This is a genomic window from Lagierella sp. ICN-221743 (assembly GCF_037890055.1).
Classification (GTDB): Bacteria; Bacillota; Clostridia; order Tissierellales; family Peptoniphilaceae; genus Mediannikoviicoccus.
Map to the genome: position 1 here is coordinate 1 of NZ_JBBKBD010000016.1, position 25,805 is coordinate 25,805.

At 35.3% G+C, this 25,805-nt stretch carries 22 protein-coding genes, 1 tRNA gene and 1 pseudogene; 12 read left to right on the forward strand and 12 right to left on the reverse strand.

Annotated features, from left to right (window positions below; translation table 11 throughout):
• Window positions 1-37: 37 nt before the first annotated feature.
• The 5 genes from WKS98_RS07505 to WKS98_RS07525 form a co-directional block, all read right to left on the reverse strand.
• Window positions 38-298, reverse strand: coding sequence for an HPr family phosphocarrier protein (locus WKS98_RS07505; RefSeq protein ID WP_498918220.1), 261 nt, complete (start codon window positions 296-298; stop codon window positions 38-40).
• A gap of 65 nt (window positions 299-363) precedes the next feature.
• Window positions 364-1,371, reverse strand: coding sequence for a LacI family DNA-binding transcriptional regulator (locus WKS98_RS07510; protein WP_498918221.1), 1,008 nt, complete (start codon window positions 1,369-1,371; stop codon window positions 364-366).
• Window positions 1,372-1,376: 5 nt separating this feature from the next.
• Window positions 1,377-2,276, reverse strand: coding sequence for a diacylglycerol/lipid kinase family protein (locus WKS98_RS07515; RefSeq protein WP_498918222.1), 900 nt, complete (start codon window positions 2,274-2,276; stop codon window positions 1,377-1,379).
• A gap of 90 nt (window positions 2,277-2,366) precedes the next feature.
• Window positions 2,367-2,807 (reverse strand): hypothetical protein, encoded by a 441-nt coding sequence (locus WKS98_RS07520; protein ID WP_498918223.1) that lies wholly within the window; start codon window positions 2,805-2,807, stop codon window positions 2,367-2,369.
• A 27-nt stretch (window positions 2,808-2,834) separates the two neighbouring features.
• Entirely contained in the window at window positions 2,835-3,401 is a 567-nt protein-coding gene (locus tag WKS98_RS07525) for a YtxH domain-containing protein (protein WP_498918224.1), read from the reverse strand.
• 372 nt (window positions 3,402-3,773) lie between these two features.
• Here WKS98_RS07525 and WKS98_RS07530 point away from each other — a divergent pair, with 372 nt between their 5' ends.
• Entirely contained in the window at window positions 3,774-4,556 is a 783-nt protein-coding gene (locus tag WKS98_RS07530; protein ID WP_498918257.1) for an NAD(+)/NADH kinase, read from the forward strand.
• Window positions 4,557-4,632: 76 nt separating this feature from the next.
• Here the strand turns inward: WKS98_RS07530 and WKS98_RS07535 are convergent, their stop codons facing one another.
• The 4 genes from WKS98_RS07535 to WKS98_RS07550 form a co-directional block, all read right to left on the reverse strand.
• A complete protein-coding gene (locus WKS98_RS07535) occupies window positions 4,633-5,436 on the reverse strand; it encodes a TPM domain-containing protein (protein ID WP_498918225.1) in 804 nt (267 codons plus the stop codon).
• Between the two features lie 4 nt (window positions 5,437-5,440).
• Complete coding sequence (locus WKS98_RS07540) at window positions 5,441-6,031, reverse strand: LemA family protein (protein ID WP_498918227.1); 591 nt, start codon at window positions 6,029-6,031, stop codon at window positions 5,441-5,443.
• A gap of 87 nt (window positions 6,032-6,118) precedes the next feature.
• Window positions 6,119-7,291 carry a tRNA uracil 4-sulfurtransferase ThiI gene (thiI, locus tag WKS98_RS07545; protein ID WP_498918229.1) on the reverse strand — a complete coding sequence of 391 codons (1,173 nt, stop codon included), beginning with the start codon at window positions 7,289-7,291 and terminating at the stop codon, window positions 6,119-6,121.
• Window positions 7,291-8,418 carry a cysteine desulfurase family protein gene (locus WKS98_RS07550; protein ID WP_498918231.1) on the reverse strand — a complete coding sequence of 376 codons (1,128 nt, stop codon included), beginning with the start codon at window positions 8,416-8,418 and terminating at the stop codon, window positions 7,291-7,293. The genes thiI and WKS98_RS07550 overlap by 1 nt, the downstream gene beginning before the upstream one ends.
• A 58-nt stretch (window positions 8,419-8,476) precedes the next feature.
• On the opposite strand from WKS98_RS07550, the gene WKS98_RS07555 reads away from it, so the two are divergent.
• The 7 genes and pseudogenes from WKS98_RS07555 to WKS98_RS07585 all read left to right on the forward strand — a co-directional run bounded on the left by WKS98_RS07555 (window position 8,477) and on the right by WKS98_RS07585 (window position 15,149).
• Window positions 8,477-9,334, forward strand: coding sequence for a ribonuclease H-like domain-containing protein (locus tag WKS98_RS07555; RefSeq protein ID WP_498918232.1), 858 nt, complete (start codon window positions 8,477-8,479; stop codon window positions 9,332-9,334).
• A gap of 158 nt (window positions 9,335-9,492) precedes the next feature.
• Window positions 9,493-9,568: transfer RNA gene (locus WKS98_RS07560), tRNA-Thr, on the forward strand.
• Between the two features lie 388 nt (window positions 9,569-9,956).
• Window positions 9,957-11,411, forward strand: a pseudogene (locus tag WKS98_RS07565) (ABC transporter substrate-binding protein).
• A 57-nt stretch (window positions 11,412-11,468) separates the two neighbouring features.
• A complete protein-coding gene (locus tag WKS98_RS07570) occupies window positions 11,469-12,419 on the forward strand; it encodes an ABC transporter permease (protein ID WP_498918234.1) in 951 nt (316 codons plus the stop codon).
• Window positions 12,419-13,234, forward strand: a complete 816-nt coding sequence (locus WKS98_RS07575; RefSeq protein ID WP_498918236.1) for an ABC transporter permease — start codon at window positions 12,419-12,421, stop codon at window positions 13,232-13,234. Before WKS98_RS07570 ends, WKS98_RS07575 begins: the two co-directional genes overlap by 1 nt.
• Window positions 13,231-14,190: an ABC transporter ATP-binding protein gene (locus WKS98_RS07580; protein ID WP_498918238.1), complete on the forward strand. Its 960-nt coding sequence runs from the start codon at window positions 13,231-13,233 to the stop codon at window positions 14,188-14,190. The genes WKS98_RS07575 and WKS98_RS07580 overlap by 4 nt, the downstream gene beginning before the upstream one ends.
• Window positions 14,191-14,192: 2 nt before the next feature.
• Entirely contained in the window at window positions 14,193-15,149 is a 957-nt protein-coding gene (locus WKS98_RS07585; RefSeq protein WP_498918239.1) for an ABC transporter ATP-binding protein, read from the forward strand.
• Window positions 15,150-15,581: 432 nt separating this feature from the next.
• Here the strand turns inward: WKS98_RS07585 and gloA are convergent, their stop codons facing one another.
• Window positions 15,582-15,962, reverse strand: a complete 381-nt coding sequence (gene gloA / locus WKS98_RS07590) for a lactoylglutathione lyase (protein ID WP_498918241.1) — start codon at window positions 15,960-15,962, stop codon at window positions 15,582-15,584.
• A 97-nt stretch (window positions 15,963-16,059) separates the two neighbouring features.
• Here gloA and WKS98_RS07595 point away from each other — a divergent pair, with 97 nt between their 5' ends.
• Entirely contained in the window at window positions 16,060-17,148 is a 1,089-nt protein-coding gene (locus tag WKS98_RS07595; RefSeq protein ID WP_498918243.1) for a cysteine desulfurase family protein, read from the forward strand.
• Window positions 17,138-18,238, forward strand: a complete 1,101-nt coding sequence (mnmA, locus tag WKS98_RS07600) for a tRNA 2-thiouridine(34) synthase MnmA (protein ID WP_498918259.1) — start codon at window positions 17,138-17,140, stop codon at window positions 18,236-18,238. Before WKS98_RS07595 ends, mnmA begins: the two co-directional genes overlap by 11 nt.
• On the opposite strand, the gene WKS98_RS07605 is transcribed toward mnmA, so the two are convergent.
• The gene (locus WKS98_RS07605; RefSeq protein ID WP_498918245.1) at window positions 18,228-18,428 is read right to left on the reverse strand and encodes a hypothetical protein; all 201 of its coding nucleotides are present in this window, start codon (window positions 18,426-18,428) and stop codon (window positions 18,228-18,230) included. The two genes, mnmA and WKS98_RS07605, sit on opposite strands and share 11 nt — an antisense overlap.
• 42 nt (window positions 18,429-18,470) lie before the next feature.
• Here WKS98_RS07605 and WKS98_RS07610 point away from each other — a divergent pair, with 42 nt between their 5' ends.
• Window positions 18,471-18,992, forward strand: a complete 522-nt coding sequence (locus WKS98_RS07610; protein WP_498918247.1) for a hypothetical protein — start codon at window positions 18,471-18,473, stop codon at window positions 18,990-18,992.
• Window positions 18,992-20,092 (forward strand): Mbeg1-like protein, encoded by a 1,101-nt coding sequence (locus tag WKS98_RS07615; RefSeq protein ID WP_498918249.1) that lies wholly within the window; start codon window positions 18,992-18,994, stop codon window positions 20,090-20,092. Before WKS98_RS07610 ends, WKS98_RS07615 begins: the two co-directional genes overlap by 1 nt.
• Before the next feature lie 370 nt (window positions 20,093-20,462).
• Here the strand turns inward: WKS98_RS07615 and WKS98_RS07620 are convergent, their stop codons facing one another.
• Window positions 20,463-25,802 (reverse strand): cell wall-binding repeat-containing protein, encoded by a 5,340-nt coding sequence (locus WKS98_RS07620; protein ID WP_498918251.1) that lies wholly within the window; start codon window positions 25,800-25,802, stop codon window positions 20,463-20,465.
• Window positions 25,803-25,805 lie beyond the last annotated feature (3 nt).

The window sequence follows — 25,805 nt, forward strand, 5'->3', positions numbered from 1 at the left end:
AATAAAGGATGATAAACATCCTTTATATATATTACTTTTACTCTGCTAAGTGTTCTATGAACTCAACAAGCTTGTCCAAGTTTTCTTGTTCGTTTTCACCGGAAACTCTTACAGTTATTTCAGAACCCTTTGAAACACCTAAGGCCATAACGTTGAAAATACTCTTAGCATTTGCAGTTTTTCCATCTTTAATAAGCTCTACAGTGCCTTCAAAATTTTTAACAAATTGAACTAATGATGCAGCAGGTCTTGCATGTAAACCTGTTTCATTTTTTACAACTAAGGTTTTTTCTACCATTTTTTCCTCCTAAAATTTATCCTTATAATTAGTCTATCACTTGATTTATAAATTATCAACAATAACTAATTTAAATCCTTTACTGTTTCCCTAACAATCAAACTGCTTGGAAGAATTGTAACCTTGTCTATGTCTTCCTTATCCTTCAGATTTTTTATAATTTTTCTTACGGCTACTGCGCCATAATCATAATAAGGCTCTCTAACAGTAGTAAGTCTTGGTCTATATAGAGAAGCTATTTTTATGTCTCCAAAACCTACAACAGAAATGTCCTCAGGAACATTTTTATTATTATCATAGCAATAGTTCAAAAATCCTATGGCAAGTTCATCTTCAGAGAAGAAGCAAGCTGTTATGCCTTCCTTCTCTATTACTTCCCAAATTTCTTCACCATGATTATAACCTTCTCTGTCGGTTACACCTTCTACAGAAATTTCAAATGGTTTTAAATTGTTTTTCTTTACAACTTCGTTATATCCCTTTAATTTTTCAAGGCCAATCTTAGCATTACTATATTCCTTGATAAATAAAATATTCTTATGTCCCTTTTCAATTAAGAACTCAGTCATGTCCTTAGATGCTTTAGTATAGTCCACATTTACTGAATATGTATCGTCAGTATCGTAGAACTTGTCTAGGTGCATAAATGGAGCCTTGTGGCTGTTTAACATATACACAAGCTCTGGGTTGGCATCTTCAGAAACAAGAATTATACCTTCAACTTGCTTAGTAAACATAAAGTTTATAATTTTTTTTGCCAAATCCAAGTCGCCATAAAAGCTGGATAGAAGAATGTCATAATTATACATTCTACCAACTTCTTCAATTCCCCTAACCATTTCAGTCATATGGGAAATGGCTATGTCTTTTACGACAACACCAATAAGATTAGATCTTCTCATAACTAAAGATCTTGCTAGTTCATTGGGTTTGAAATCTAGTTTTTCAATTGCATCAAGAACTTTTCTTCTCGACTCTGGGCTTACTGGTTTAGAGTCATTCATTACTCTTGAAACTGTAGAAATAGAAACTCCTGCCAGTTTTGCCACATCTTTTATTGTAGGTGATGACAATTTCTTCACTCCTTTATATTTGTAAAAACTTTTAGTTTATAATCAGCGACTTTAATATCAATAGGCGTTGTACCAAAGGCCTCTCCATCAATATCTAGTTCCACCGGTTGTTCCGACTCAACATGGATGTCCTTTGCGTGGAAGTAAACAACTGCATCGTCCTCCACATGCTCTCCAGAAAATATTTTGAAAAATATTGAAGCCACATCCCTAACATTGCCTGTGTCTTTTATAATTATTACATCTAAGTATCCATCTGTAACCAAAGCCTTTGGGGCAATTTTTGAAAATCCTCCAATGGAAGATGAATTTGATACAAGAAACACTAAAGCGTTGTCTTCATATTTTTCACCGTCAACTGTGTAGGTCATCTTAAATCCAGAAGATAATGCATCTGGGACAGCCTTTGCACCTTCTGCATAATATGCAAGCTTTCCAAAAACCGTCTTAAGTGCCCTGTCAGTTTCGTGGGCTATGCTTGCAATCTTCCCTCCAGCTGCCACATTTACAAAGTATTTATCATTTGCCAGGCCTAAATCAACTGGAATATAAAAATCGTTTTTTATAAGTCTTACTAAGTCTCTTGTAAATCCATTTAGTCCTAGATATGTAGCGAAATCGTTTACAGTACCCGTAGGATAAATTCCTAATTTCATGGAACTTTTCAATTCTGCCATGGCATTTACGACTTCATTCACAGTACCATCTCCACCACAGGCTATTATTATATCAAAGCCATCCCTATCTGCACTTATAGTCTCGTCATACGCACTGGTCTTATATATTGTTGGTGACAACTTCACCATATAATCGAGATCCAATAATTGTAGCGCCAAGTTGTGTGCAGAATTTTTTGATAGTTGATGCCCTGAAGTAGGATTATATATTATTTTAATTTTTTGCACTATTCTCACCAATAAAATATTATCAAATATTTGAAAATTTATCAATAAGCATTTCAAAAACAAAAGGAGAGCATAGCCCTCCTTTACATATTATTTCTTAAAGATTGAAAGTACAGAACTCAAGCTATCAAAAATTGTAGATTTAATACCTCTAGATGGTGATGTGAATCTATTTTTGATATTGTCAACTCCATCTACTACAGATTCTGCAACAAATTCAACTGTATGTGTAACATCTGAAACAACTCCATCAACATTTGATGTCACATTTGACACAGAGTTTGTTATATTTCTTACATCAGGTGAAATATCTTCAATCAATCTATCTGATTTTCTTGTAATAAGCGAAACATTTTCTGTAGTTTCCCTTACACTACGCAAAGAGGCGTCAATATCATTACGGTTTCTTTCGATTGTGCTATTAATTTCTTTAATTGTTGCAACTAATTTAAACACAAACACTGTTAAAGCTATAAGAAACGCCGCTAAGCATATATAAACCAAGATTAGAAAATATTGTGTTAAATCCATTATCTATTTCCTTTCTAATATCTTAGACTATTTGTTGTCTTTAGCTTCTTTTTCTACTTTATCAGCAGCTTTTGAAACTTTATCTCCTGCTTTTTTAGTGTCATGTTTTATTTCTTTAGAAGCTTCTTCAGTCTTTTCTGCAACTTTTTTACCAGCTTCTTCAGCTTTTTTAGCTACATCTTTACCAATTTCTTCAGCCTTGTCTGCAGTTTTGTCAGCGAAGCTTTGAGCTCTATCAGATACTTCTCCTGCAACTTTTTCAAGTTCAGTGTATCCTTTATTTCTCATTTCGTCATATTTATCTTTAACGTCATCGCTAAATTCTTGAGTCTTTGTAGCAATAGTATCTTTTGCATTTACGATTTCTTCTGCTAATGCATCCTTTGTTTCTCTTGTATAGTCAGCGATGTCCTTTCTAGTTTCCTTTCCTGATTTAGGTGCAAATAAAACACCAACAGCAAGTCCAGCTAATGCTCCAGCTGCTACAGTTGAAACTGATTTAAGTCCATCTTCTAATTGTTTTAATCTTAGTTCTGTTCTGATTTCTCTTTCTTTTTGTTTTCTCTTTTCATCAATGTAATCTAGTATACTCATTTCTTACCTCCAAAAAATTTAAATTAAAAACCCTAGCGACTCCTGCAAAATAACAACCTTCAGTATGTGAAGGTGGGTCGACTGTCTTAAATATCTGAAGTCCCCTCTTGAGGGCTTTCCATCAAAGTAAGAACTTCCGTCGTCCCTTATAGTCAGTGTAGGTTTATATAACAGGACTTGTCACTAAGGCTATCTTTATTATATAAAATGCAAGATATAATTTCAAATCCCTATTATATTTTTATTCTCTACTAACCCACTCTGTTATTATATATACCCAATGAAATCATTTTAAACATAAACTTTTGATTTCTGTTATAATCTAAATATTAGGAGGTAATACCTTTGAGTGAAAATAAAATTATAAATTTAATGACCAACGGGTCGGAAAAATCTCTAATCATTGCAGAAGAGTTAAAACATAAATTTGAAGCCCTAGGATATGTGGGCACTTACGAATTAGATGACAATGCAATTTTAAATATTTGTATTGGCGGCGACGGAACTTTTTTAAGGGCAGTTCATAAAACAGGTTTTAGTAGCACCCCATTTGTAGGTATTAACACTGGAACCCTTGGGTTTTTCCAAGAGATATCCGTACTAGAAATAGATAAATTCATAAAGACATTTGTTGCCGGTGACTACGACATTGAAAAGCTTGACCTATTAGAAGGAAGAGTCTATTCAAGGGAACATAAAGAATATTTTCATAACTCACTGAACGAGTTTGTAATTAGATCTGAAGACACTTCCATAATCCACTTAGATGTATTTATTGACGATAACCATTTACAGACCTTTGCCGGTGATGCACTTCTTGTGTCAACACCATCTGGCTCTACCGCATATAACTACTCTGCAGGTGGGGCTGTATTGTACAGGTCTTTAAAAGGCTATCAACTTACACCCCTTGCACCAATTAACTCCAAGGCCTATCGTTCGCTTTTAAACCCATTGGTGTTGCCAAGTGACTCGGTACTTACTTTAAAGAGACGCCCAGAGGACAAGGCGGGAACACTGGTTATTAATGACGGAATGAATGTACTATGCGACAACTTTGATTGCATAAAAATTAAGACTTCCGACAAGTGGATTAACAAATTACAATTTAACAACAACTGGTATTGGTTGAATATAAAAGACAAATTTATTTAATCAAGAGCTTCTACTACGGTGGAAGCTTTTTTTATTAACAAAAAAAGGAAGCCGTAGCTTCCTAAATGTTTTTTTATTAAAAACTTCTTCCTGCTCCTCCGCCTCCGCTGGAACCTCCTCCACCGGAAAAGCCTCCGAATCCACCTGAGCTTCCACTTGATCCAGAAAATCCTCCAAAGCTCCATGGGGAGTATCCCCTTCTATATCCTCTACCACGAGGTCCCCTTGGCGTTCTGTATCTTGAAAGTAGAATAAGTATTATGATGATTAGAAGGATTACCCATCCATTGACCTCTTCAGAACTATCCAGTCTGTTCATGTACTTTTCATAATCTCCATCAAGTTCTACATCATATTCCAAAATAACCTGTGATATAACCGCTCTGAAAGTCTCCCTAAGGCCTTCGTCGAAACTAGTTGGGTCGTCCCTGTTTATATGAGGAATAAAAAATTCATCTATAATTCTTCCAACTTTACCATCATTAAGCCTTCCTTCAAGGCCATAACCAGTTGCAATATAGATAGAGTACTTTTCCGTTGTAGGTTCTTTTCCTAGTAGAATAAGCACTCCATTATTTAACTCCTTGTCGCCTATGCCCCACTTTCTAAACATTTCAAGGGCATACTCCTCAATAGGATACTGCTGTAAGTCATTTACCGTTGCAACTACAACTTGTGCCTTTGTCTTTCCTTGAAGTTCTACATTGGTCTTTAGTATTTCACTCTTTAGTTCTTCAGAAATAACTCCCATTTCATCGTAGTAGTAGAACTCCTTTGTGGGACTTGGCAAATTAAGTTTTGCAAAGCTTGATGTGGTTGAAAAAATTATTGTAAGGACGAGAAGGATAGGAAAAAATCTTTTTAGTTTTCTATCCTTCATAACATTATCCAATCATATTTATAACTTTGTAACCAAAGTTAACTGATGGCGCATTTTCTGCACCAGGATCTGCTTCAAAGTAATCCCTTGGTGAAAATCCTAACATCTTTGCAAAGATATTTGTAGGAAATCTTCTAACTTTGCTATTAAAAGTCTTAACAACGCCGTTGTAGTCTTTTCTTGCTACGGCAATTCTATTTTCAGTTCCCGCAAGTTCATCTTGAAGTTGTATAAAGTTTTGATTTGCCTTTAAATCAGGATAAGCTTCCACAACCACATTTATGTCGCCAATGGCCTTAGTAAGTTCTGCGTTTGCTTCAGAAAGTTCCTTTGGTCCCTTTGCTTCATTAACCTTTGCCCTTGCTTCAGTTATCTTTGTAAGTGTTTCTTGCTCATGACTTGCATATCCCTTAACAGTATTTACAAGATTTGGGATTAAATCTGCCCTTCTTTGAACGGCTGTTTGTAAATCTGCATAGGAGTTGTTTACATTTTCGTCAAGTCCTACAAGTCCGTTATATGTGCTAAATGCTCCAATTGCCAAAATAACAACTATGGCTATAATTGCAAGCACTCCTCCGCCAGCTTTTTTCATGTTATCACTCCTTTTCAAAAATCAATTTAGGTTTAAATTTAGGTTTATACCTATAATATATTTACCCAAATAGATTTTAGTAACCCATTACTCCACATCTATTTCATAAATCTCCATGCTGTTTATTGCATCTTCCACAAGCTTGTCCACTTCAAGATTTTCTTCGCTCTTTAAAATATCAGAAAGTCTCGGCTTAGTTACAGGCCTGTCTGGAAGAAATACCGTACAACAGTCTTCGAAAGGAAGGATTGATGTTTCATAAGTTCCAATATCACGAGATATTTCAATAATCTCCGTCTTGTCCATTCCAATTAACGGTCTTAAAATCGGCATTGACACAACTTGATTTATTACACTAACGGACTCTATGGTCTGACTTGCCACTTGTCCTAGACTCTCCCCGGTTATAAGGGCATTGTATTCATGCTTTTTAGAAATCTCTTCTCCAATCCTCATCATAAAGCGCCTTGAAAGAATTGTCATCTCCCTGGCTCTACACTTTTCATTAATCTCCCTTTGAATCGGAAGAAGATTTATGGAGTACATGGTAATTTTACCTGTGTAATATGAAAGTTCTTCTGCAAGTTTATGAACTTTTTCAAAGGCACGGTCACTGGTAAAAGGATATGAGTGGAAGTGCAACGCCGATATTTCAACGCCACGCCTTGCAAGTAAAAAGCCTGCCACTGGACTGTCGATACCACCGGACAATAGTAGTAGTCCCCTTCCTGAAGAGCCAATAGGTAGTCCACCATAGCCCTTTATCTTGTCGGAGTAAATATAGATATGATTTTTCACATCAATATAAACCATAATGTCTGGGTTATGCACATCAACATACATCTTTGAGCCATACTGCTTTAATATAGCTCCACCAATTTTAGGATTTAGTTCCGGTGACTTAACGGGGAAACTCTTGTCAGATCTCTTTGCTTCCACCTTAAAAGAGGTCTTCTCCGTAATATTTTTGCTTTCTATTAATTGAAGTGCTCCCTTTTCAATTTCTTCAACGGATCTTCCAACTCTAATTACAGGACTAATATACACAATTCCAAAGACCTTTTTAATATGGTCAATCATATCGTCAAAGTCGTCTTTATTAGCCTTAATATATAACTTTCCCTGATCCTTATAATGATCTTCTATGTCAAAATCCTTAACAGAATCCATAATTTTTTTAACGGCTCTGTCTTCAAAAGTCTTTCTGTTTTTTCCCTTAAGTGCAAGCTCTCCAAAGCTTACAGATAAATACCAATTCATTACCTTCTCCCTACAATAGATCTAATATCATTAACCGCTCTTTCAAACTCAACAAAGAACTCCCTAGCCTCTTCCATGGTGGATTCGTCACTAAAGGAAATTCTAACAGTGCCAAGACCATACTCCTTAGGCACCTTTATGGCTTGAATAACTGGGCTTACATTATTTTTATTACATGCAGAACCTGTGGACACATACATTTCCTTTGACTCCAAGTAGTGAAGTAGCACCTCTCCCCTAACGTCCTTTAAAGACACATTTAAAATATATGGGCTGTGGTGTTCCCCTTTGGAGTTTATAATTACATCTCCCAATGATTCTAGCTTTTCAATCAAATAATTTTTTACCTTACTTACATTTTCATAATTTTCTTCCAAATTTTCACTCATGATTTCGCACATTTCACCAATGGCAAGAATCCCCGGAACATTTTCAGTACCAGAAGACATTCCCTTCTCCTGACCACCACCATATATTACCGGCTTTAAATTTACACCTTCTTTAATATACATGGCACCAATGCCCTTTGGCGCGTGGAATTTATGTCCAGAAATTGTGTACACATCCACCAATGCCCTTTTTAAATCAAGGTGCACTTTGCCAAAACCTTGAATGCCGTCCACATGAAATATAGTATTTGGATTCTTTTCCTTAATAATCTTTCCAATGGCCTCAATATCATTTATGATACCAATTTCGTTATTCACATGCATAACAGAAACCATCTTGGTGTTTTCATTAATGGAGTCCCTAAGTTCATCAAGGCTAATCTTACCATGTTTATCAACGGAAAGAATCTTTAAATTTTTTATATTGTGATTTTCATAGGCCCTTTTAACAGAAGAGTGTTCAAGCTCTGTCGTAATAAACTCTCCAGAGCTTCCATGGAAAGTTGCAATTGCAATATTGTTTCCCTCAGTTCCACAAGAAGTAAAATAAACTTCATTTGCAGAAACACCAAGGGCATGTGCAACCTTTTGCCTTGCAACATCTACCTCCTTTTCAACCCTGTGGCCAAAGCTGTGAAGTGCAGAAGGATTTGCAAAATCATCCCTCATGGCCTTCACCATTATATCAACAGCTTCCTGTCTAACCCTAGTAGTGGAAGCATTATCAAAATAAATCATTAAACCATCCCTTCATACTGTGCTAAAATAATTATAACACTAAGAGAGGTGATATTAAATGAATGAACTCTTCTGCCATAATGATAAAAAAACTTTTCTAAGTATAATCACAACGGGAATAGACAGAAATAAAAATAGAATTTTTCTTGCAAATCTATACGACGGTGAAAATTTAAAACAATATAGATTTCCATTAGATAGGGAAGTATTTGAAAATGACATAAAAGATTTAAAAGTAATAACCTACAATGGAGGTAGCTTTGACATTCCATTCCTAAAGGCAAATAGAATTACTGTAAGTGAAAACTTCGACCTGTATTCATTTTTAAAATTATATAAGCTGCTGGACCTTCAAAGCCATAAATTTAAAGATGTGTATAAATATTTTACTTCAGAAGACACAGGCGAACTTGAAGCAAAGGAAGTAATAAAACTTATAAAAGAATACGAAAAGAATAATGACGAAGTTGCATTAAAAAAAGTTTTTGCACATGGAGAAAGACATATAAAAAATTTATACAAACTTTATGAAGCGGTGAAAAAAGATTTGATTAAAAACCAATTGGACCTGGAGTTATATAGCAAAAAAATTAAAATGACTCCCTATAGCTTTAAAGAAGAAGGCGATTACTTTGATATATTGCTATTAAATATGGGTGAATTTATAAATATGAACCTTGAATTTAATACCTTTAGTTTATTTAGCAAAGACTTAAACTACGTACTTCGATTTAAAACCATAAGGGGATATTTGAATGAAAATACCATAGGTACATGCGTTATAACAGACCTGGACTTAAAGGACGAAAACTTCCCTATGTTAAATAAAAATCTCTACCCTATAGTGGTTGATAAGGAAAAAATAGAAAACGTGAAGAGGCTATCTGTTAAAGCGATTGAAAGTGTAATAGAATAAAGTTGAGAAATGTTGAAAGAAAATTTCTTCAGGAATTTTCTTTCTGCTTCCCTCAGCCAACAAAAAATCATTTATTTTATTCAGGTGTTTTACATGAAGTAAATGCAATTTAATCTCATTGACAAAACAAAACCCCTACTATATAATAATCAATACCTGCTCTCTTAGCTCAGTAGGTAGAGCGCTTCCATGGTAAGGAAGAGGTCGCCGGTTCAATTCCGGCAGTGAGCTCCATAGGCATCCCATTTGGGATGTCTTTTTTTTGTCGGAATTATTTTTTATTTTATTTTTTTATTTATTTTTTCTTAAATGGGTATACAATTATTGGCTGTAGAATTTTAGCAGTATGTTGAGTTATTTAACAAATTATTATCCCTAAATTAAATTAACTAATATACTTTAAACATAATTTGCCATTCGGTGAAAAATATGCTAAATTATATAGCGCAAAAAATTTTTTCAGGAGGCAAAAATGAAAAAAACAAAATTACTTGCAATTTTCATGGCTTTTGCATTCATATTAACTGCATGTGGAAAGCCAGCAGACAACAAAGGAACCGATGCTCCTAACGCACCGGCTGTTGAAGGAACTGAAACAGGTTCTGGCAAAGTAGGTGGATTAATGGTTTTAGGTATTGGATCAGATCCAACATCTGTTAACCCTCTATTTGCAAACGACAGAGTTTCATTAACTATTTCAAATGTACTTTATGATGCCCTATATCATGTTAAGTTAGGTGAAGTTGTATATGATGGTTTAGCTGAGTCTATGACTCCATCAGACGACCACTTAACTTATACACTAAAGTTAAAAGACGGCATCAAATGGCATGATGGTAAAGACATAACAGCTGATGACGTTATCTTTACCTATGACAGCATATTAGATGATAAGCAAAATGCTAAGGGACAAAATGTTCTTAAGTCTGACGCTGGTGTTGTTGAGTATAAAAAAGTTGATGACAAGACAATAGAATACAAATTACCTAAGGTAGATATGACATTCGTTGAAGGAATTTCTGGTATCTCTCCTATTCCAAAGCATGTATTTGAAGGAGAAGCAGAAATTGCTAAGAGTCCAAAGAATGCTTAACCAATTGGTAGTGGTCCTTTCAAATTTAAAGAACACAAGACTGGTGAGTTATACCAAGTTGAAAGATTTGATGAATACCATGGCGACGTTGCAAAGCTTGATGGCATAGCTTATAAAGTTATTCCTGATGCAAACGCATCAATGGTTGCACTTGAAAACGGCGAAATTTCTGTTTCATATATCAAACCAAAAGACGTAGCTAAGTTTGAAAAGAATGACAACTTTGAAATTGTTACCTTCCCTGAAGGAATGGTTGACAATCTATTCTTTAGAGTTGACTCTGAAAACCTAAAAGATGTAAAGGTTCGTCAAGCTATCTCTTATGCAATTGATAAAGCTAAACTTATTCAAGGAACTTATTTAAGTGAAGACTATGCAGATCCTGCATATTCAGCATTCGCAACAAACACTGGATTCTTTAGTGATGACGTTGAAAAATATGACTACAATGTTGATAAGGCTAAAGAACTTTTAAAAGAAGCTGGCAAGGAAAAATTAGAACTTAAGTTAATGTACACTTCAGGAAGCCCTGCTCAAGAAAAAGAAAGTCTATTAATTCAAGAAATGCTTAAAGAAGTTGGAATCAATGTAGAACTTCTTCCAATGGAAAGAGCAACATTCATTGAAAAATTATTAGACGGTTCAAACCACGACTTTGACATGGCTATAAACGGATATGTAATGGGAGACAACCCTGACTCTTATGCTTCAATTTTTAATACTAATTCATCTGAAAACTTCAGTAACTACAGCAATCCAAAGGTTGATGAGCTATTTGAACAAGCTAAGGTAGAAACTGACGAAGCTAAACGTAGAGAGCTATATAAAGAAATTCAACAAATTCTTGCTGAAGATGCAGTAGAATATCCTGTTGCAAATGTTAAGTCTATACTTGCAGTTCGTAAAGACTTTACAAACTTAGACGCAGCAAACCCTGCACCTATTCATATGTTTGATTACTTCAACAAGATTGAATCTAAATAAAACTATAACACAATGAACAGTCCCTTCATGGGATTGTTCATTTATTTAGGAGATATTATGACAAGACTTATACTAAGACGACTTTTACAAACCATACCTATGATAATAACTATTTCCATAGTTTCCTTTTTGCTTGTAAGAATCGCACCCTCTGACCCAGTTAGGGCGATGATAACACCTGAGTCCACTGTGGAAGACATCGAAAGAATCAGGGAGAACATGGGCCTTAACGACAGTTATGTCGTTCAATACAAAAGATGGGCGGGAGATATTTTAAAAGGCGACTTTGGTTACTCTTTTTCAAATCACAGACCTGTGCTTGACCAAGTTACTGAAAGACTTCCAGCAACCCTGGGACTTATGGGAAGCGCATTTATTATTTCAATTATAATCGGCACAATTATCGGTATTATTTCCGGAATGAACCAGGGAGGTATAGTGGATAAAATTTTTACACTTCTTTCCTACATAGGAATATCCATACCTTCATTCTGGTTTGCCATGATGCTGGTACATCTTTTTTCACTAAAACTAGGACTCCTTCCTTCAATCGGAATGAGAACCCTTGGCGTTGAAACCACAGCAGACCTTATTAAGCACTCTATACTACCAGTTCTTACACTTAGCATAGGCGACACAGCTGTAATAAGTAGATATGTAAGGGCAAGGGTAACAGACCAACTAAAAGAAGATTATGTTATGACAGAGCTTGCCCAAGGTAGTTCAAAGAGAGAACTCTTCTTTAAAAGTATTTTAAAAAACTCTCTCCTTCCACTTATCACACTAGTTGGAATGAGTTTACCAAGACTTGTTTCAGGCGCATTTATAACTGAAAGTATCTTTGGATGGCCAGGCCTTGGTCAACTTGGTATGAATGCCATCTTCACAGCAGACTACCCACTAATCATGGCAACAACAATGTTTGCTTCTGTACTATTAATCCTTGGAAATTTAATCTCCGACATCCTTTATGGAATTGTAGACCCTAGAATAAAGGAGATGAACTAATGAAAAATCTTTTTAAAAAATTAAAACAGAGTCCCCTTAGAGTCAAACTTTCCGTAGCGGTGTTACTAATCTTTATATTGTCGGCAATCCTTGCTGACCTGTACCCTAAAAATGGCATTGATACGGACATAACCAATGCACTGGTTCCACCAAATGGCGAAAATCTATTTGGTACCGATGACCTAGGTCGTGATTACTTTGCAAGGGCATTACACGGCGCAAGGGCTTCCCTTACAGTTGGTGTACTATCAGTAGTCATCTCCACCATACTTGGTTCCTTCGTTGGAATTATCTCAGGATACTTTGGTGGCAAAGTTGATATGATACTAATGAGAATGGTCGACATACTTATGAGTATACCTTCATTCTTCTTAATACTGATTTTAAACGCAGCACTAAAACCAGGTATTCAAAACATTATCATCATCATCGGACTATTTAGCTGGATGGGTGTTGCAAGGTTAGTTCGTGCAGAGACCTTAACAGTAAAAGAAAGAGACTATGTAACCTATTCAAAGTTAATCGGTGTTAGTCACAAAAAGATTATGACAAAGCACATTCTTAGAAATATAGTTCCCACACTTACAGTTGCGGCAACAGTCAACGTGGCATCAGCCATATTAACTGAGTCTTCCCTATCCTTCCTTGGACTTGGAGTAAGACAACCAAACTCCTCTTGGGGTTCAATGTTAAAAGATGCTCAACAATACCTAGGCACTTCACCATATTTGGCACTGTTCCCAGGGCTTTTAATCCTTTTAACCGTACTTTGCTTTAATGTAATTGGAGACTATTATAGACAGGAGATACAATGAAATTAGTAGAAATAAAGAACTTAAATGTAGAATTTCCAGGAAAGGAATATACTACCTACGCCGTTAACAATGTGAGTTTTGATATATACGAAAATGAAACCCTTGGCATTGTAGGAGAGTCTGGCTCTGGAAAATCAGTAACTGCAAAGTCCATATTAAATCTATTGAAGGACAAGTCTAAGTATAGCGGAGAAATTATCTATGATGGAGTAAACATGCTAGATGCTGATGAAAAGACTTTAAGGCGCATTAGAGGCGACGAAATATCCATGGTGTTTCAAGACCCAATGACATCTTTAAATCCCCTTTTCACCATCGAAAAGCAAATGTATAGACTTATAAAAAGACATAGAAAAGATTTAAGTACAAAGGAAATAAAAGAATTGTCCATAAAGTACTTGGACTTAGTTGGAATTCCCGATGCAAAAAACAGAATAAAATCATATCCTCACGAGTTTTCAGGTGGAATGAAACAAAGGGTTATGATTGCCATGAGTCTTTGTCTAGAGCCAAAACTTATTATTGCAGACGAACCTACCACTGCCCTAGACGTTACAATACAGGCGCAAGTACTAACGCTTTTAAACAATATAAACGAAAACTCTTCCCAGTCCACCCTACTAATAACCCACGACCTGGGAGTTGTAGCAAACACATGTGACAGAGTTATCGTGCTATATGGTGGAAAGATAATGGAAGAAGCAACCACAAAGGAACTTTTTACAAATGGACTTCATCCATATACAAAGGGACTTTTAGCATCACTTCCAAGAATTGGAGAAAAAGAAAGACTAGTTCCAATACCAGGTAACCCACCTGTTATAACAGAAAATCCAAAGGGATGTCCATTTTATGATAGATGTAGTTTAAGACAGGACATATGCAAGAATAAAGAATTACCAAAAAAAGAAGTATCCCCTACCCATAGGGTTTACTGTCACATGGTGGAGGTGTAGATATGGAAAAGATTTTTGAAATTAAAAATTTAAAAAAATACTTCCCTGTGAAAAAAGAAAAGGTATTTGAAGAGCAAAAATATTTAAAGGCACTAGATGGAATTGACCTTGAAATATATAAAGGCGAAACATTTGGACTAGTTGGAGAGTCTGGCTCGGGAAAGTCCACCTTAGGTAAATGTATTACAGGAATACATGACATAACAGAAGGCGATGTGTACTACAAAGGCAAAGATATAAACGACAAAGCCACAAAGAAGACTATGCAAAATGAAATTCAGGCGATTTTTCAAGATCCATACTCTTCCCTTAATCCAACCCTAACAGTTTATGAAATAATTGCAGAGCCAATTAAGACAAGACTTAAACTAAACGATGCAGAAACTAGAAAAAAAGTTGTAAAGCTATTAGAAAAAGTTGGACTATCACAAGAGATTATGAATAAAAAACCAGGACAATTTAGTGGTGGTCAAAGACAGAGAATCGGAATTGCAAGAGCAATCTCCACAGACCCTGAGTTTATACTATGCGACGAACCAATTTCCGCACTGGACGTTTCAATACAGGCACAAATAGTAAACCTACTAGAAGATTTACAAAAAGAACTGGGACTAACCTATCTATTTATTGCCCATGACCTGGCAATGGTACAACACATATCCCATAGAATAGGAGTTCTATACCTTGGCAATTTAGTTGAAGTTGGAAGCGGTAAGGATATATACGAAAACCCACTTCATCCATACACAAAAGAACTTTTAAATTCAGTTTTAAAACCAGAAGTTACAGGAGAAAAAGTATTGAGCCATGGCGACAGAGAAATCCCAAGCCCAATAGACCTTCCAGAAGGATGCGTCTTCCAAGGCCGCTGTCCAATTAAGACAGATATCTGTTCAAAAGAATGTCCTAAGCTTGTAGAAGTAAGTCCTGGACATAAAGTTGCATGCCATAATATATAGTGAGAAGTTAGAATGAGAAATTCGAGAAAATATATTTATTAAACAGAAGAAAATCCAGCAAGATTTTCTTCCTCTTCCAAAGCAGGTTTTCAGGACGGCCAGTTCTGAATCGTTTGGAAGGTAAGAAAAAGGGGATTTCAAGGGGAAAGCGATAGAAACCATACGAAAAGGTTTCTTAGCTTTCCCCTTGGTTGAATTAGGAAGTATGTTAGTAATAAAAAGTTGTAGGGCTTTCACCCTACAAAATAAAATTTTTAATAAAAGTTTTTACAAAAAACTTTGACAATAAACTTATGCCTTTTGCCGAGATTTTCAGAGAAAATCTCGAGGTCGCTTTCTGACACTTTCTTAAAGAAAGTGTCCGGGATCTTTCGACTTCAAAATTCCTCTGGAATTTTTCCGCTCAAGATGACAGGGTGCGTAGCTTCCCTGTTAAGCTCTTATTATCTCTATATCATATCCATCGGGGTCTGTTATAAAGTAAAAGCTTGGTCTCTTTGCATCGGAAAGGCCTCCCAGATCTGTCACTCTATATCCCTTGCTCTTATGCTCATCGTGATGCTTTTCAAGGTCTTCCACTTCAAATGCAATATGGGAATAGCCATTGCCTATGTCATATGGCTCGTGTCCATAGTTATAGGTTAGTTCTATTTCAAAGGCCCCTTCTTCCGGTGCCATATACACAAGTGTAAACTTGTCATCTGGATAGTCCTTTCTATTTGTTTCAATAAATCCGAATGCATTTTTGTAAAATTCTACAGATTTTTCTAAATCAACAACTCTAATACATGAATGTATCGGTTTAAATTTCATTTATATCACCTCTATTATCATATACCCCATACAAATGCCTTCAACCTATGGAAGTACATAACCTAAATGTGATAAAATAAGTATTTATGGAGGTATTATGATTTACTTTGACTATGCAGCAACTTCAATAAAAAGACGCGAAATATTTGAAGATGTTTTAAATAATTTTGAAAAATTCGACGCAAATCCCCACTCCCTTCATGGAATGGGAAGAAAGGCTCAGCAAGTTTTAGAAGACTCTAGGGAGAAAATCGCAAACTCCCTCGGTGTTAATAAAGACAATATAATATTTAATTCTGGAGCGTCGGAAGGTAACAACACCATTATTAGACACTTCACCGGTATTGGATATAAATTTTTATGTTCAGAAACGGACCATTCTTCTGTTATAAATTCACTAAAGAATTTAAATTCCAATTTTGAGTACCTAAAACTTGATGAACATGGACGAATTGTTATAGATGATTTAGAGAAAAATCTGGATGACAAAACCGTACTTATACTAACCCTTGTTAACAACGAAACTGGGGTTGTACAAGACCTTGAAAAAATCTCTGCCGTTTTAACGGATAAAGACGTTCACCTTCACATCGACAACGTACAAGGCTATGGCCACAAGGACTTCGACTTTGAAAGGGCTGACTCCATAAGCCTTTCTGGACATAAAATCGGCGGCATAAATGGTTTTGGAATTCTCTACTGTAACAAAAACATTCACAACCTAATCTACGCCGGCGAACAGGAAAAGAAGCGTCGTGGTGGAACTTCCTTTGTTATGGGTGCCTACTCCATGGCCAAGTCCTATGATAAAATAGTTTTGGAAAGGGATTTAATAAGAGAGATTAAACAAAGCTTTATTAACGAATTAAATTCTCTAGAAATTCCATTTGAAATTAATGGGGATTTGGAAAACTCCAGTGACCACATACTAAATTTATACTTTCCATTTATAAAGTCAGATCTTCTTTTGACCTACCTTGATATGAACGGCATCTGTGCATCGGCAGGGTCAGCGTGTTCCGCTGGGTCACTGGAAGAAAGCCATGTTATAAAGGCGATTTATGGAGAGGAAAGGGCAAAAAGGTCTATTAGATTTAGTTTTGGTTTCACTAATAATATTGAAGACGTAAAATATACGGTAGAAAAAATAAAAGAAATTTACATTAGAAAAGGTGATTCAAATTAAAAAGAGAGTTGTTTTAGGAATAAGCGGTGGCGTTGACTCCTCTGTTGCGGCAGTGGTGCTTAAAGAACAGGGCTACGACGTTACTGGCATATTTATGAAAAATTGGGACGATACAGACGAAAACGGATTTTGTACCGCAGAAAAAGACTACGAAGACGTTATAAAGGTTTGTAATCAACTGGAAATCCCCTACTACTCCATAAACTTTGAAAAGGAATACTACGACAGAGTGTTCACTTACTTTTTAGACGAATATAAAAAGGGACGTACACCAAACCCAGACATTATGTGCAATAAGGAAATAAAGTTCAAAGCCTTTTTAAACTTTGCCTACGACCTTGGCTTCGACCTAGTGGCAACGGGACATTATGCAAGAATTGGAGAAGCTAAAGACTCATCAAAACTACTTTTAAGAGGCGTGGATAACAATAAGGACCAGTCATACTTTTTAAGCATGCTTTCACAAGAGCAAATAAAAAATGTAATTTTTCCCATTGGCGACCTGGAAAAATCAGAAGTTAGAGAAATTGCAAGAAAACATAAACTTGCCACAGCAGAGAAAAAAGACTCCACTGGAATCTGCTTTATAGGTGAAAGAAACTTCAACGAGTTCCTTTCAAACTACCTTCCAGCACAAAAGGGCAAAATGGTTTCAGTTGACGGAGAAGTTATGGGAGAACACGAAGGGCTGATGTTTCACACCATCGGACAAAGACGTGGCCTTGGAATCGGCGGCGACGGCGAAGCCTGGTTTGTATGTGGAAAAGACATAGAAAAAAATGAGCTAATCGTATGTCAAGGAAAGGAAAATGAACATCTATTTTCAAATAGACTACTGGCGTCACAGTTTTCAACTGCACTAGTTGAAAAACTTCCAAAGGAGTTTGATTGCACAGCAAAGTTCAGGTATAGACAAAAGGATATCCCTGTTCATGTAAAATTTTTAGACGAAAGCCATGTGGAAATAACCTACGACCATGTTAAGTCAGTGACCCCGGGCCAAGCGGCAGTGCTATATAAAGATGAAATCTGCCTTGGATGCGCAATTATTGACGAAGTATGGAGAGATAGCCATAAACTTAAACTGTAGGAAGATTTCCCTTAAAATAAACTAATAAAAGTACTGCAAGTATGACAGTTAAAGTAGCTGTGTACAAAATATAGAGGCCATCCCTCTTCAGTACATTATTTAGTGGGAATGGAATCTTTTTACTCCTCAAAGTTTCAATGATTTCCCTTACAAGAACAATCATAAACAAAATAATTAGAATTTTTAACATAATAATCACCTATTTTGATTATATCATTAAAGGAGCGATTTAATGAAAAATAAAGAGAGACTACAGATTGTGCTTCTTACGGTCCTTTCCTTATTTATATTTATTTTTATAATTGACGGAAGCAAAGTCTACACAATTTCAAAAAGAAATTTAGAAAACGACGCAGTTAATTTTCTACTGAAATACGTTCCAGAAGATGAGACGGACACAAAACTCCTATTAGATGAAAAGACAAAATCATCCCATCTTTTGATTTTTAAAACTGGGGACACATATACTGCAGTTACCTACAACAAGAGTCTGCTGTTTAAACTATACACAAGGGACTCGGTCTATTATAATATCGAAAAATTGGATCACTATAAAATACATCAAGACAACGACAGAAGTCACATCACCTACGATATTTCAAAAGTTAGTGATGACATTAAGGTAGATATAGATACAAAGACATCAAACCAAATTATTTATAATAGTATCTACGCCTTGATTTGCTTTGCCATTGTAATATTTGGAGTCTACTTTGCAGTAAAAAGAAAAATAAAAACTAGGGAGGATCAGTAATGCCCTACCACTACTACGACTATTTAAACTTTAGAGGAGATATTACCATAGACATTGACGGACTAAGCCCAGTAGACGCATCGATTTTTGCAAGGCTGTCCTATTTGCCACTGGAACTAATAAATAACTTTTCATCCATGAGCATAAAAGACCTTGGAGAGGAGCTTTTAAAGAAAGAAAACCTTGAAGAAAACTTAGTTACCCCAGAAGATAAAAAACTTTTAACAGAAGTCATTAAGACAAAGCGTTTCGAAAATATTGAAGTTGTAAAATTCGAAAGCGAAACCGATATAGAAATTCAAAAACAATTTGCCGCCATGACCTTTTTACTACCAAATGAAATCGCCATGGTGACCTTTAGAGGAACAAATAGAGAGCTTATTGGATGGAAAGAAGACTTTAACATGAGCTTTTTAGACTCAGTTCCATCACAACTTTCCGCACTGAAATACTTAGAAAAAGTCGCAAAAGAATATGAACATATAATTATAAATGGTCACTCAAAGGGTGGAAACCTGTCCCTATATAGCCTAACAAAATGCAAAAGCGAAGTCTACGAAAAAGTAATTCGAGCATTTAACTTCGACGGTCCAGGCCTTACAGAAGAAAGCCTAACGGACGAAGTTCGAAAAAGAGCAAAAGAAAAGATGACAAACTATATACCACAAGGTTCCATCGTTGGCACATTACTGGAAAGAGAAGGCAAAGAAAAAATAGTTTCATCAAAAGAAGATCCATTAAAACAACATGACATGTATAATTGGCAAATAGCAGGACGGGACTTTTTATACCTGGACCACCTTTCAAAAGAAAGTAAATTTGCAGAGTTCACACTAAAACAATGGATTTCAAAAGTGTCCAGCAAAAATAGGGAGCTTTTCTTCGAAGCAGTCTACGATCTTTTCGACCAAATTGGAAAAACCGAATTCAATCTTATTTTATCCAATAGAAACGTTATAAAAACCTTGGGACAACTGACCATATCCCTGAAAGACCTACCATCAGACCAAAGAAAAATTGTAATCGATGGAGTGATAGAACTGTTAAAAATCGCAAGTAGAAACTATGTTGAAATGAGAAATGAAAATAGAAATAAGTAAGAAGAAAGCTGAACAAGGCTTTCTTTTTTTTGTGGGTTTTATCTTAGTCTTTTTAAAAGATAAAACCCTGCTCTTAGGAATAAAATCCATCGTTATGTCATTCATCGACTTCATTTCAGGAATAAGAAACCTAGTACTGTCATTCTGAGCGAAAATTTTTACGAAGTAAAAATTGAAGTCGAAGAATCTCGCATTTGATTTATCAAATGCATAAAACGCCCGTATTGTCATGTTGAGCGAGCGTAGCGAGTCGAAACATCTCGAGATTTTCTTTTAGAAAATCTCGCTAGTCCCCATCACGCATCAAACTTCTCATTTCCCACAACCAAAAAAAGAACTCAGGATTTCTCCCAAGTTCTTTTCTTTTAACTTACTTACTTAGTTCATTAAGAACTCTATCACTTACCATACTTCTACCACCAATTGCAGTTATCTTTTCGATATTTGCTTTAGCGATATAGTCTTTTAGTGATTTTGGTGCGCTGTTTGCTTGTGTTAATAGGATTGGCATATCTAAGATACCGCCTACTGGTCCTATTACAAGTGCGTCCATCCATTGTTCTCCATTTGCTAAGAATATTTTGTTTGTATTAAACTTCTTAGTTGCTATATCAATAGCTGTTTCGTATCTTGTTGGCCCGCTTAGTCTTTCTACTACTGTTGGTAGTGATTTTTCTAATGGTTTAGATACTGTTGAATATCCACCTGCTATTGTCACCTTTGTTATTGAAAGGTCTTTTATAGCTTTTGCTACTGTTGGTGGTAAGCTATTGTATTTAACTAGTAGTATTGGATAGCCTTCTCTTGATGCGTATGGTGCTACTGTTAGTGCATCGGCAAATACTTCTCCTGATGCTACTACTGCATGTCCAAGTTTTCCTGTTATTCCTACTACTCTTCTTGCAACTTGTGCTGAAGTTTCGTATCTGTCTTTACCGTAGATTCTTTCTACATTATCTTTATCAAATTTAGTTAATTCTTTCTTAACTGCTTCTGATACTGATGAGTTTCCACCTACGATTATTACATCTCTTGCTCCAAGTCTTTGAATTTCTGCTGCTACTCTTGGGTCAAGCTTGTTAGTTTCTGTTAGTAGGATAGGTGCTTTTAATAGCTTTGATAATACTGATGCAGTCATTGCGTCAGGGAAATCTTTTCTATCTACTACTATTACTGTGTCTGCTTGTCCAAAGTATCTCTTAGAGATTTCGATAGCAGTTTCAACTCTGTCATCACCATGAACTCTATCTGGTGTTTCTGGTTTTGTAGGAGTTGTTGGAGTTGATGGTGTATCTTTTTTAACTGTAACTTCAACTGGTGGGGCAGATTTTTTCTTACCTTCTTCAGTTTGAGTTACTTTGATAACATCTTGATCTTTTGGTTCTTTTCCTTTTGGTACTTCTGCTTCCCAAGTTTTATCATCTTTAACAGTTGTTGTAATTATTGTTGGTTTGTTTGGATCTTCAGGATTTGGAATTACAACTTCAATCGTAGAGCCTTTTTCACCCTTACCTGTGATTTTCTTGTCGCCAGGTTTAACTGGGTTAACTGTAGGTTTTTCTGAAGTAGCTTGTCTTCTTTCCCATGTTCCAGTTACAGTTTTATTTTCTGAAATGTTATTAAATTCCTTTGGATCCCATTCTTTAAATGTCCATTCATATACAGCAGTTACTTTCCCTTGATCATCTTTAATAGTTTGAGTAACTTTTTTATCGATATTAGAAGGTGTATATGAATAGTTTTCTTTTGCTGTTACTGTTTTGTCTGCTGGAATTAATGATTTAGTTCCAGCTTTTAATTCTTCTGGTAAATCATTTGCAGCAATTTCTGGTCTGTCTGCCTTATCTGCGTCAATTCCTTTAAATACATGTGTTACAGTAAATATTTTTGAAGCTTTAGCTGTGAATACGTCATTATCACTTCTTACCACATGATCATTAGGTTTATTAGGTGCTTTAGCTTCCCATACAACGCCAGTATATTTTGTAGGTTCTGTTACTTCTGCATTTATATGATCGAAGATAGTTGCTTCAGTTCCAGCAATTTTTAACTTATATTTGTCAAGGTTAGTGTTTGGTTTTACTTTATACTTACCATATTCTACAGGTGTTGCTGCACCAATTGTGCTTCCAGCTTTAACGCCTTCACCTAGCTTAAATGTTACTTCTAGTGCATCATCTGGTGTATTGTTATTTGTTGGACCTGTTATATGAGGTATTACATATAAATCTTGGTTTTCAACATCAATATATGACTTATCGCTAAATGTTACTCTTATTGTTCCTTTATTTGGATTTTTTTCTGCTGCTTCTTCTTTTGAAGTTCTTGCAGGAGTTGTATGGTCATTAAATGAAGTTTTTGCATCATTCAAATAACCTTCTATAGTTGTCTTCAATGTTTCATCAGTTACAGTATCGGCAACCTTAACTCCGTCTTTCCATGGTATAGTATCTCCTACCCATACCTTCAATGGTACTGGTGCAAGATTTGCTTTTGTAATAATCTCTGCTATCGTAAGAGCTTCATATTGGACAGTCAAAGTAACATTTTTCTTAACATTTTTGTTACTGTCAATTGCATCTGCTGGATTTTTATCCCAAACGTATTTGCTAGAGTCATTTAATTTTACCTTGCTCTTACCATCTGTAACTTTTGAATAAACTTCAACATTGATGTCCTCAGTTCCATTAGCCTTTTTACCACTTAGTTTATTTGCTTCTAAATCTAATGTTGCATTATTTGGATTTACATAGTAAACAAGTTCTTCTACTAATCCAGCATTATCAGTTGGTTCATCTGCTTGAGTATCTGTCTTTAGCCATAATTTTCCTTTATTAGCATCTGCCGTTTTAAAAGTAACTTTTAAATAACCAGCTGGTTTTGTATCACCAGGTTTTTGTACGACAATGTCGTCAATTTTCTTGTAGTGGAATTTAACTGTTTTTATATTTGTATCTTTAGTTTCATACTTTGCATTTGCTGGTATTTCAATACCACCTGTTCCCTGTGTAGTATCTTTTTCATATCCAATTAGGTCGTGGTAGTCTTTTGTTAAATCAGTTGCTTGTACTTTAGCATCTTCAGTGCCTTGTTTTTCAGTGATATAAGTCTTGTTAGGAAGTTTGTATGCTGAAATATCATTTGAAGGATCATTTATTTTATTTCCATCTGCCCAGTATTCAATCTTAACTGATCCATCACCTAGTTTTGTAGCTGATGCAATGAAGCTTTCATCTTCGTAAGTTTTGTTATCAGATTTTAATCTTCCTGGGAATACTGTGGTTTTATCTTTATCCCATTTTCCAGTACCTGTTTTATAGCCTGTTTGAACATCTAATGTTGGGAAATCAGCTTCGGCAAGTCCTGTATTTGGTTTGATATAGAATGTTGAGTGAACAACAGTGTTGGTTTTGTCGCCATTTGTATCTCCCACTTTAACACCTTCACCAAGTTTAAGTTCAACCTTAATCTTGTTGTCAGGTAGATTATCAGGATTGATATATTTAGGATCAGTATTTGGCTTTTCCTCAACCTTGTGTTCTGATACATATAGTTTTTGTTTTGGAACTTCAATAGTAGATTTGTCCTTAAATGTTATCTTAATTGTACCTTCAAATGGATCTTTTTGTGCTGTACTTGAATTTCTAGCAGGTGTTGTTGCGTCTGCATATTTAGTTTCAGTTTCATTTAAAATCCCTTGAAGAGTATCGTCTTTAGCTTTAAGTTCAACACCTTTCTTCCAGTCGATTTTTGAACCGTCTGTATCCGTATCATCTTTCCAAACTTTAATGTCGACCGGTTTAAGTTTATCAATAAACTTAGCTGCTGTTTTATCAGCAACAATAGCTGTTAAAGTAATTTCTTTCTCTTTATTTATTTTGTGACTTTTATTTGTAATAGTAGAATTAGGTTTTGAGCTAAATGTCCACATATTATTAGCGTCTACCTTGTAAAGATTGTCATTCATTGAAACAGCATTTACATCTGCTACATCTTTTATTTCTATTCCTTCAACTGGATTTACATAGTAAACAAGAGGTGATTTTGCTTTTGCACCATCAAGTTGTAGCTCAGCTTTTTTAGAATCTTTGTCATCAACTTGATAAATTACTTTTGCATAATGCTTTTTAATATTTTCTGTTACCTTAGGATTATCATTTCCATTACCATCTTTTTCAGGAATAATACTGTCAAGTTTTTTGTAAGGAACTTCTACTGTGTATCTACCATTTTCGTCATACTTTTTACCAGTTACATCGATATTCCCACTTCTTTCATATCCGATAAAGTCTGGCTCTGGAATTGTTTCCTTTTTAACATCTTCCCCCTTGTTTCCTTCAGCAAATTTTGGATAATCTTTACCTTGAATCTTGTATATATCTTTAATAGCTTTGCCTTCTGCATCTACATATTGAACTGCAACTCTACCTTGAGCTACTGGTGCGTATACAGCGTAGAATGTTTTATTTTCTTTTACTTCATATCCATTTGGATCTACAAGTTTATCTGCATTTTGTCCATTGCTAAAGTCTAGATCTTTATTAGCTTCATCAATAACCCATCCAACAAATTCTTGGTCTTTGTTGTCTTTTTGTGGAATGTTTGTGATTTGATTTGCTTTTGGTATTTCAACAGCTGCTAAGTCTCCAAATGCTTCCCCTATTTTCATGGAGTGTCCTATTGGTTGTTCAGTTTTAACTGCTTGGTCAAATTTAGCTCCATTTGGATCAAATTTAACTTTTAGTTCTTCTCTCATTGTAGAAACGAAAGGAGTCTTATAGTCTCCAGTTATATTGAAGTGGTATTTTGTATCTCCATTTTCAATAGTTCCCTTAGTCTTCTCTTCTCCATTTTGGTCTATGATAAGTCTCCAAAGAACAGCGCCCTTCATGTCACTAACTAAGAAATCGTGTCTAGGAATAGTCCCTTTATTTTCATCTTTAACAACTACTCTTTTTTGACTTACATAAAGTTCTCCACCTTCATTAGAAACAGACTTATATTCATTTGGATCTAACTCATTTTTATTAAGTTCAACTTCATGAGGCCTATTTTTTCCATCACGATAAATAGCTTTAACAGTTGGTATTTGCTCTTCTTTATTATTAGTAAACCAAACAGCCTTATATAGAGGCATAGCTCTTTGAGCCACAGTAAGAGTCACTGTTTCAGTATCAAAATTTCCTCCATCTTCAACTTCAAGCCTTATTTCATATCTAAAGTCGGTTGGTACTATTAAATACCACTTAGTTGGATCTTTATGATCTTCGTTATTCTCATCATAATCTTTCGTTTTTACAAAATAAAAAGATTGTTCCTCAATATCTTCTTCTGTTGGATTAATTGTAGATTCTGCTATTTTAGTGTCATCTTCTTTTAAAGCGACATACACTTTAAAATTAAAATCATTTCCAAGTGTTAATCCAACTGTGTTTGATGTAAGTTTGAGTCTAATCCAATTTTCCATTGGATCACCAGCTGCCCTAGTTCTATATTTAGGTGTTAGTAATTTTTCAGGATTTTCTAACCCTAAGTCAGAAACTTTGTAGGCCTTATAGGTCTTGCCATCAATTTCTTGAATTTCATATTTTACTTCTTTTACTTCTTTTACTTCATTAGGATTACTTGTATTTGCCATCGATGGATTTACTAAAGTCCCGAGCAGCATACTAAAAGCAAGCAAAAAAGAAATTATTCTCTTTTTATTCATTTC

Coding starts and splice junctions, on each gene's coding strand:
- WKS98_RS07535 (WP_498918225.1), bottom strand. CDS start 5,436: ATGAAGGATAGAAAACTAAAAAGATTTTTTCCTATCCTTCTCGTCCTT.
- WKS98_RS07585 (WP_498918239.1), top strand. CDS start 14,193: ATGGAAAAGATTTTTGAAATTAAAAATTTAAAAAAATACTTCCCTGTG.
- WKS98_RS07575 (WP_498918236.1), top strand. CDS start 12,419: ATGAAAAATCTTTTTAAAAAATTAAAACAGAGTCCCCTTAGAGTCAAA.
- WKS98_RS07525 (WP_498918224.1), bottom strand. CDS start 3,401: ATGAGTATACTAGATTACATTGATGAAAAGAGAAAACAAAAAGAAAGA.
- WKS98_RS07530 (WP_498918257.1), top strand. CDS start 3,774: ATGACCAACGGGTCGGAAAAATCTCTAATCATTGCAGAAGAGTTAAAA.
- WKS98_RS07580 (WP_498918238.1), top strand. CDS start 13,231: ATGAAATTAGTAGAAATAAAGAACTTAAATGTAGAATTTCCAGGAAAG.
- gloA (WP_498918241.1), bottom strand. CDS start 15,962: ATGAAATTTAAACCGATACATTCATGTATTAGAGTTGTTGATTTAGAA.
- WKS98_RS07570 (WP_498918234.1), top strand. CDS start 11,469: ATGACAAGACTTATACTAAGACGACTTTTACAAACCATACCTATGATA.
- WKS98_RS07520 (WP_498918223.1), bottom strand. CDS start 2,807: ATGGATTTAACACAATATTTTCTAATCTTGGTTTATATATGCTTAGCG.
- WKS98_RS07555 (WP_498918232.1), top strand. CDS start 8,477: ATGAATGAACTCTTCTGCCATAATGATAAAAAAACTTTTCTAAGTATA.
- WKS98_RS07605 (WP_498918245.1), bottom strand. CDS start 18,428: ATGTTAAAAATTCTAATTATTTTGTTTATGATTGTTCTTGTAAGGGAA.
- WKS98_RS07595 (WP_498918243.1), top strand. CDS start 16,060: ATGATTTACTTTGACTATGCAGCAACTTCAATAAAAAGACGCGAAATA.
- WKS98_RS07540 (WP_498918227.1), bottom strand. CDS start 6,031: ATGAAAAAAGCTGGCGGAGGAGTGCTTGCAATTATAGCCATAGTTGTT.
- thiI (WP_498918229.1), bottom strand. CDS start 7,291: ATGAATTGGTATTTATCTGTAAGCTTTGGAGAGCTTGCACTTAAGGGA.
- WKS98_RS07550 (WP_498918231.1), bottom strand. CDS start 8,418: ATGATTTATTTTGATAATGCTTCCACTACTAGGGTTAGACAGGAAGCT.
- WKS98_RS07610 (WP_498918247.1), top strand. CDS start 18,471: ATGAAAAATAAAGAGAGACTACAGATTGTGCTTCTTACGGTCCTTTCC.
- WKS98_RS07620 (WP_498918251.1), bottom strand. CDS start 25,802: ATGAATAAAAAGAGAATAATTTCTTTTTTGCTTGCTTTTAGTATGCTG.
- WKS98_RS07505 (WP_498918220.1), bottom strand. CDS start 298: ATGGTAGAAAAAACCTTAGTTGTAAAAAATGAAACAGGTTTACATGCA.
- WKS98_RS07615 (WP_498918249.1), top strand. CDS start 18,992: ATGCCCTACCACTACTACGACTATTTAAACTTTAGAGGAGATATTACC.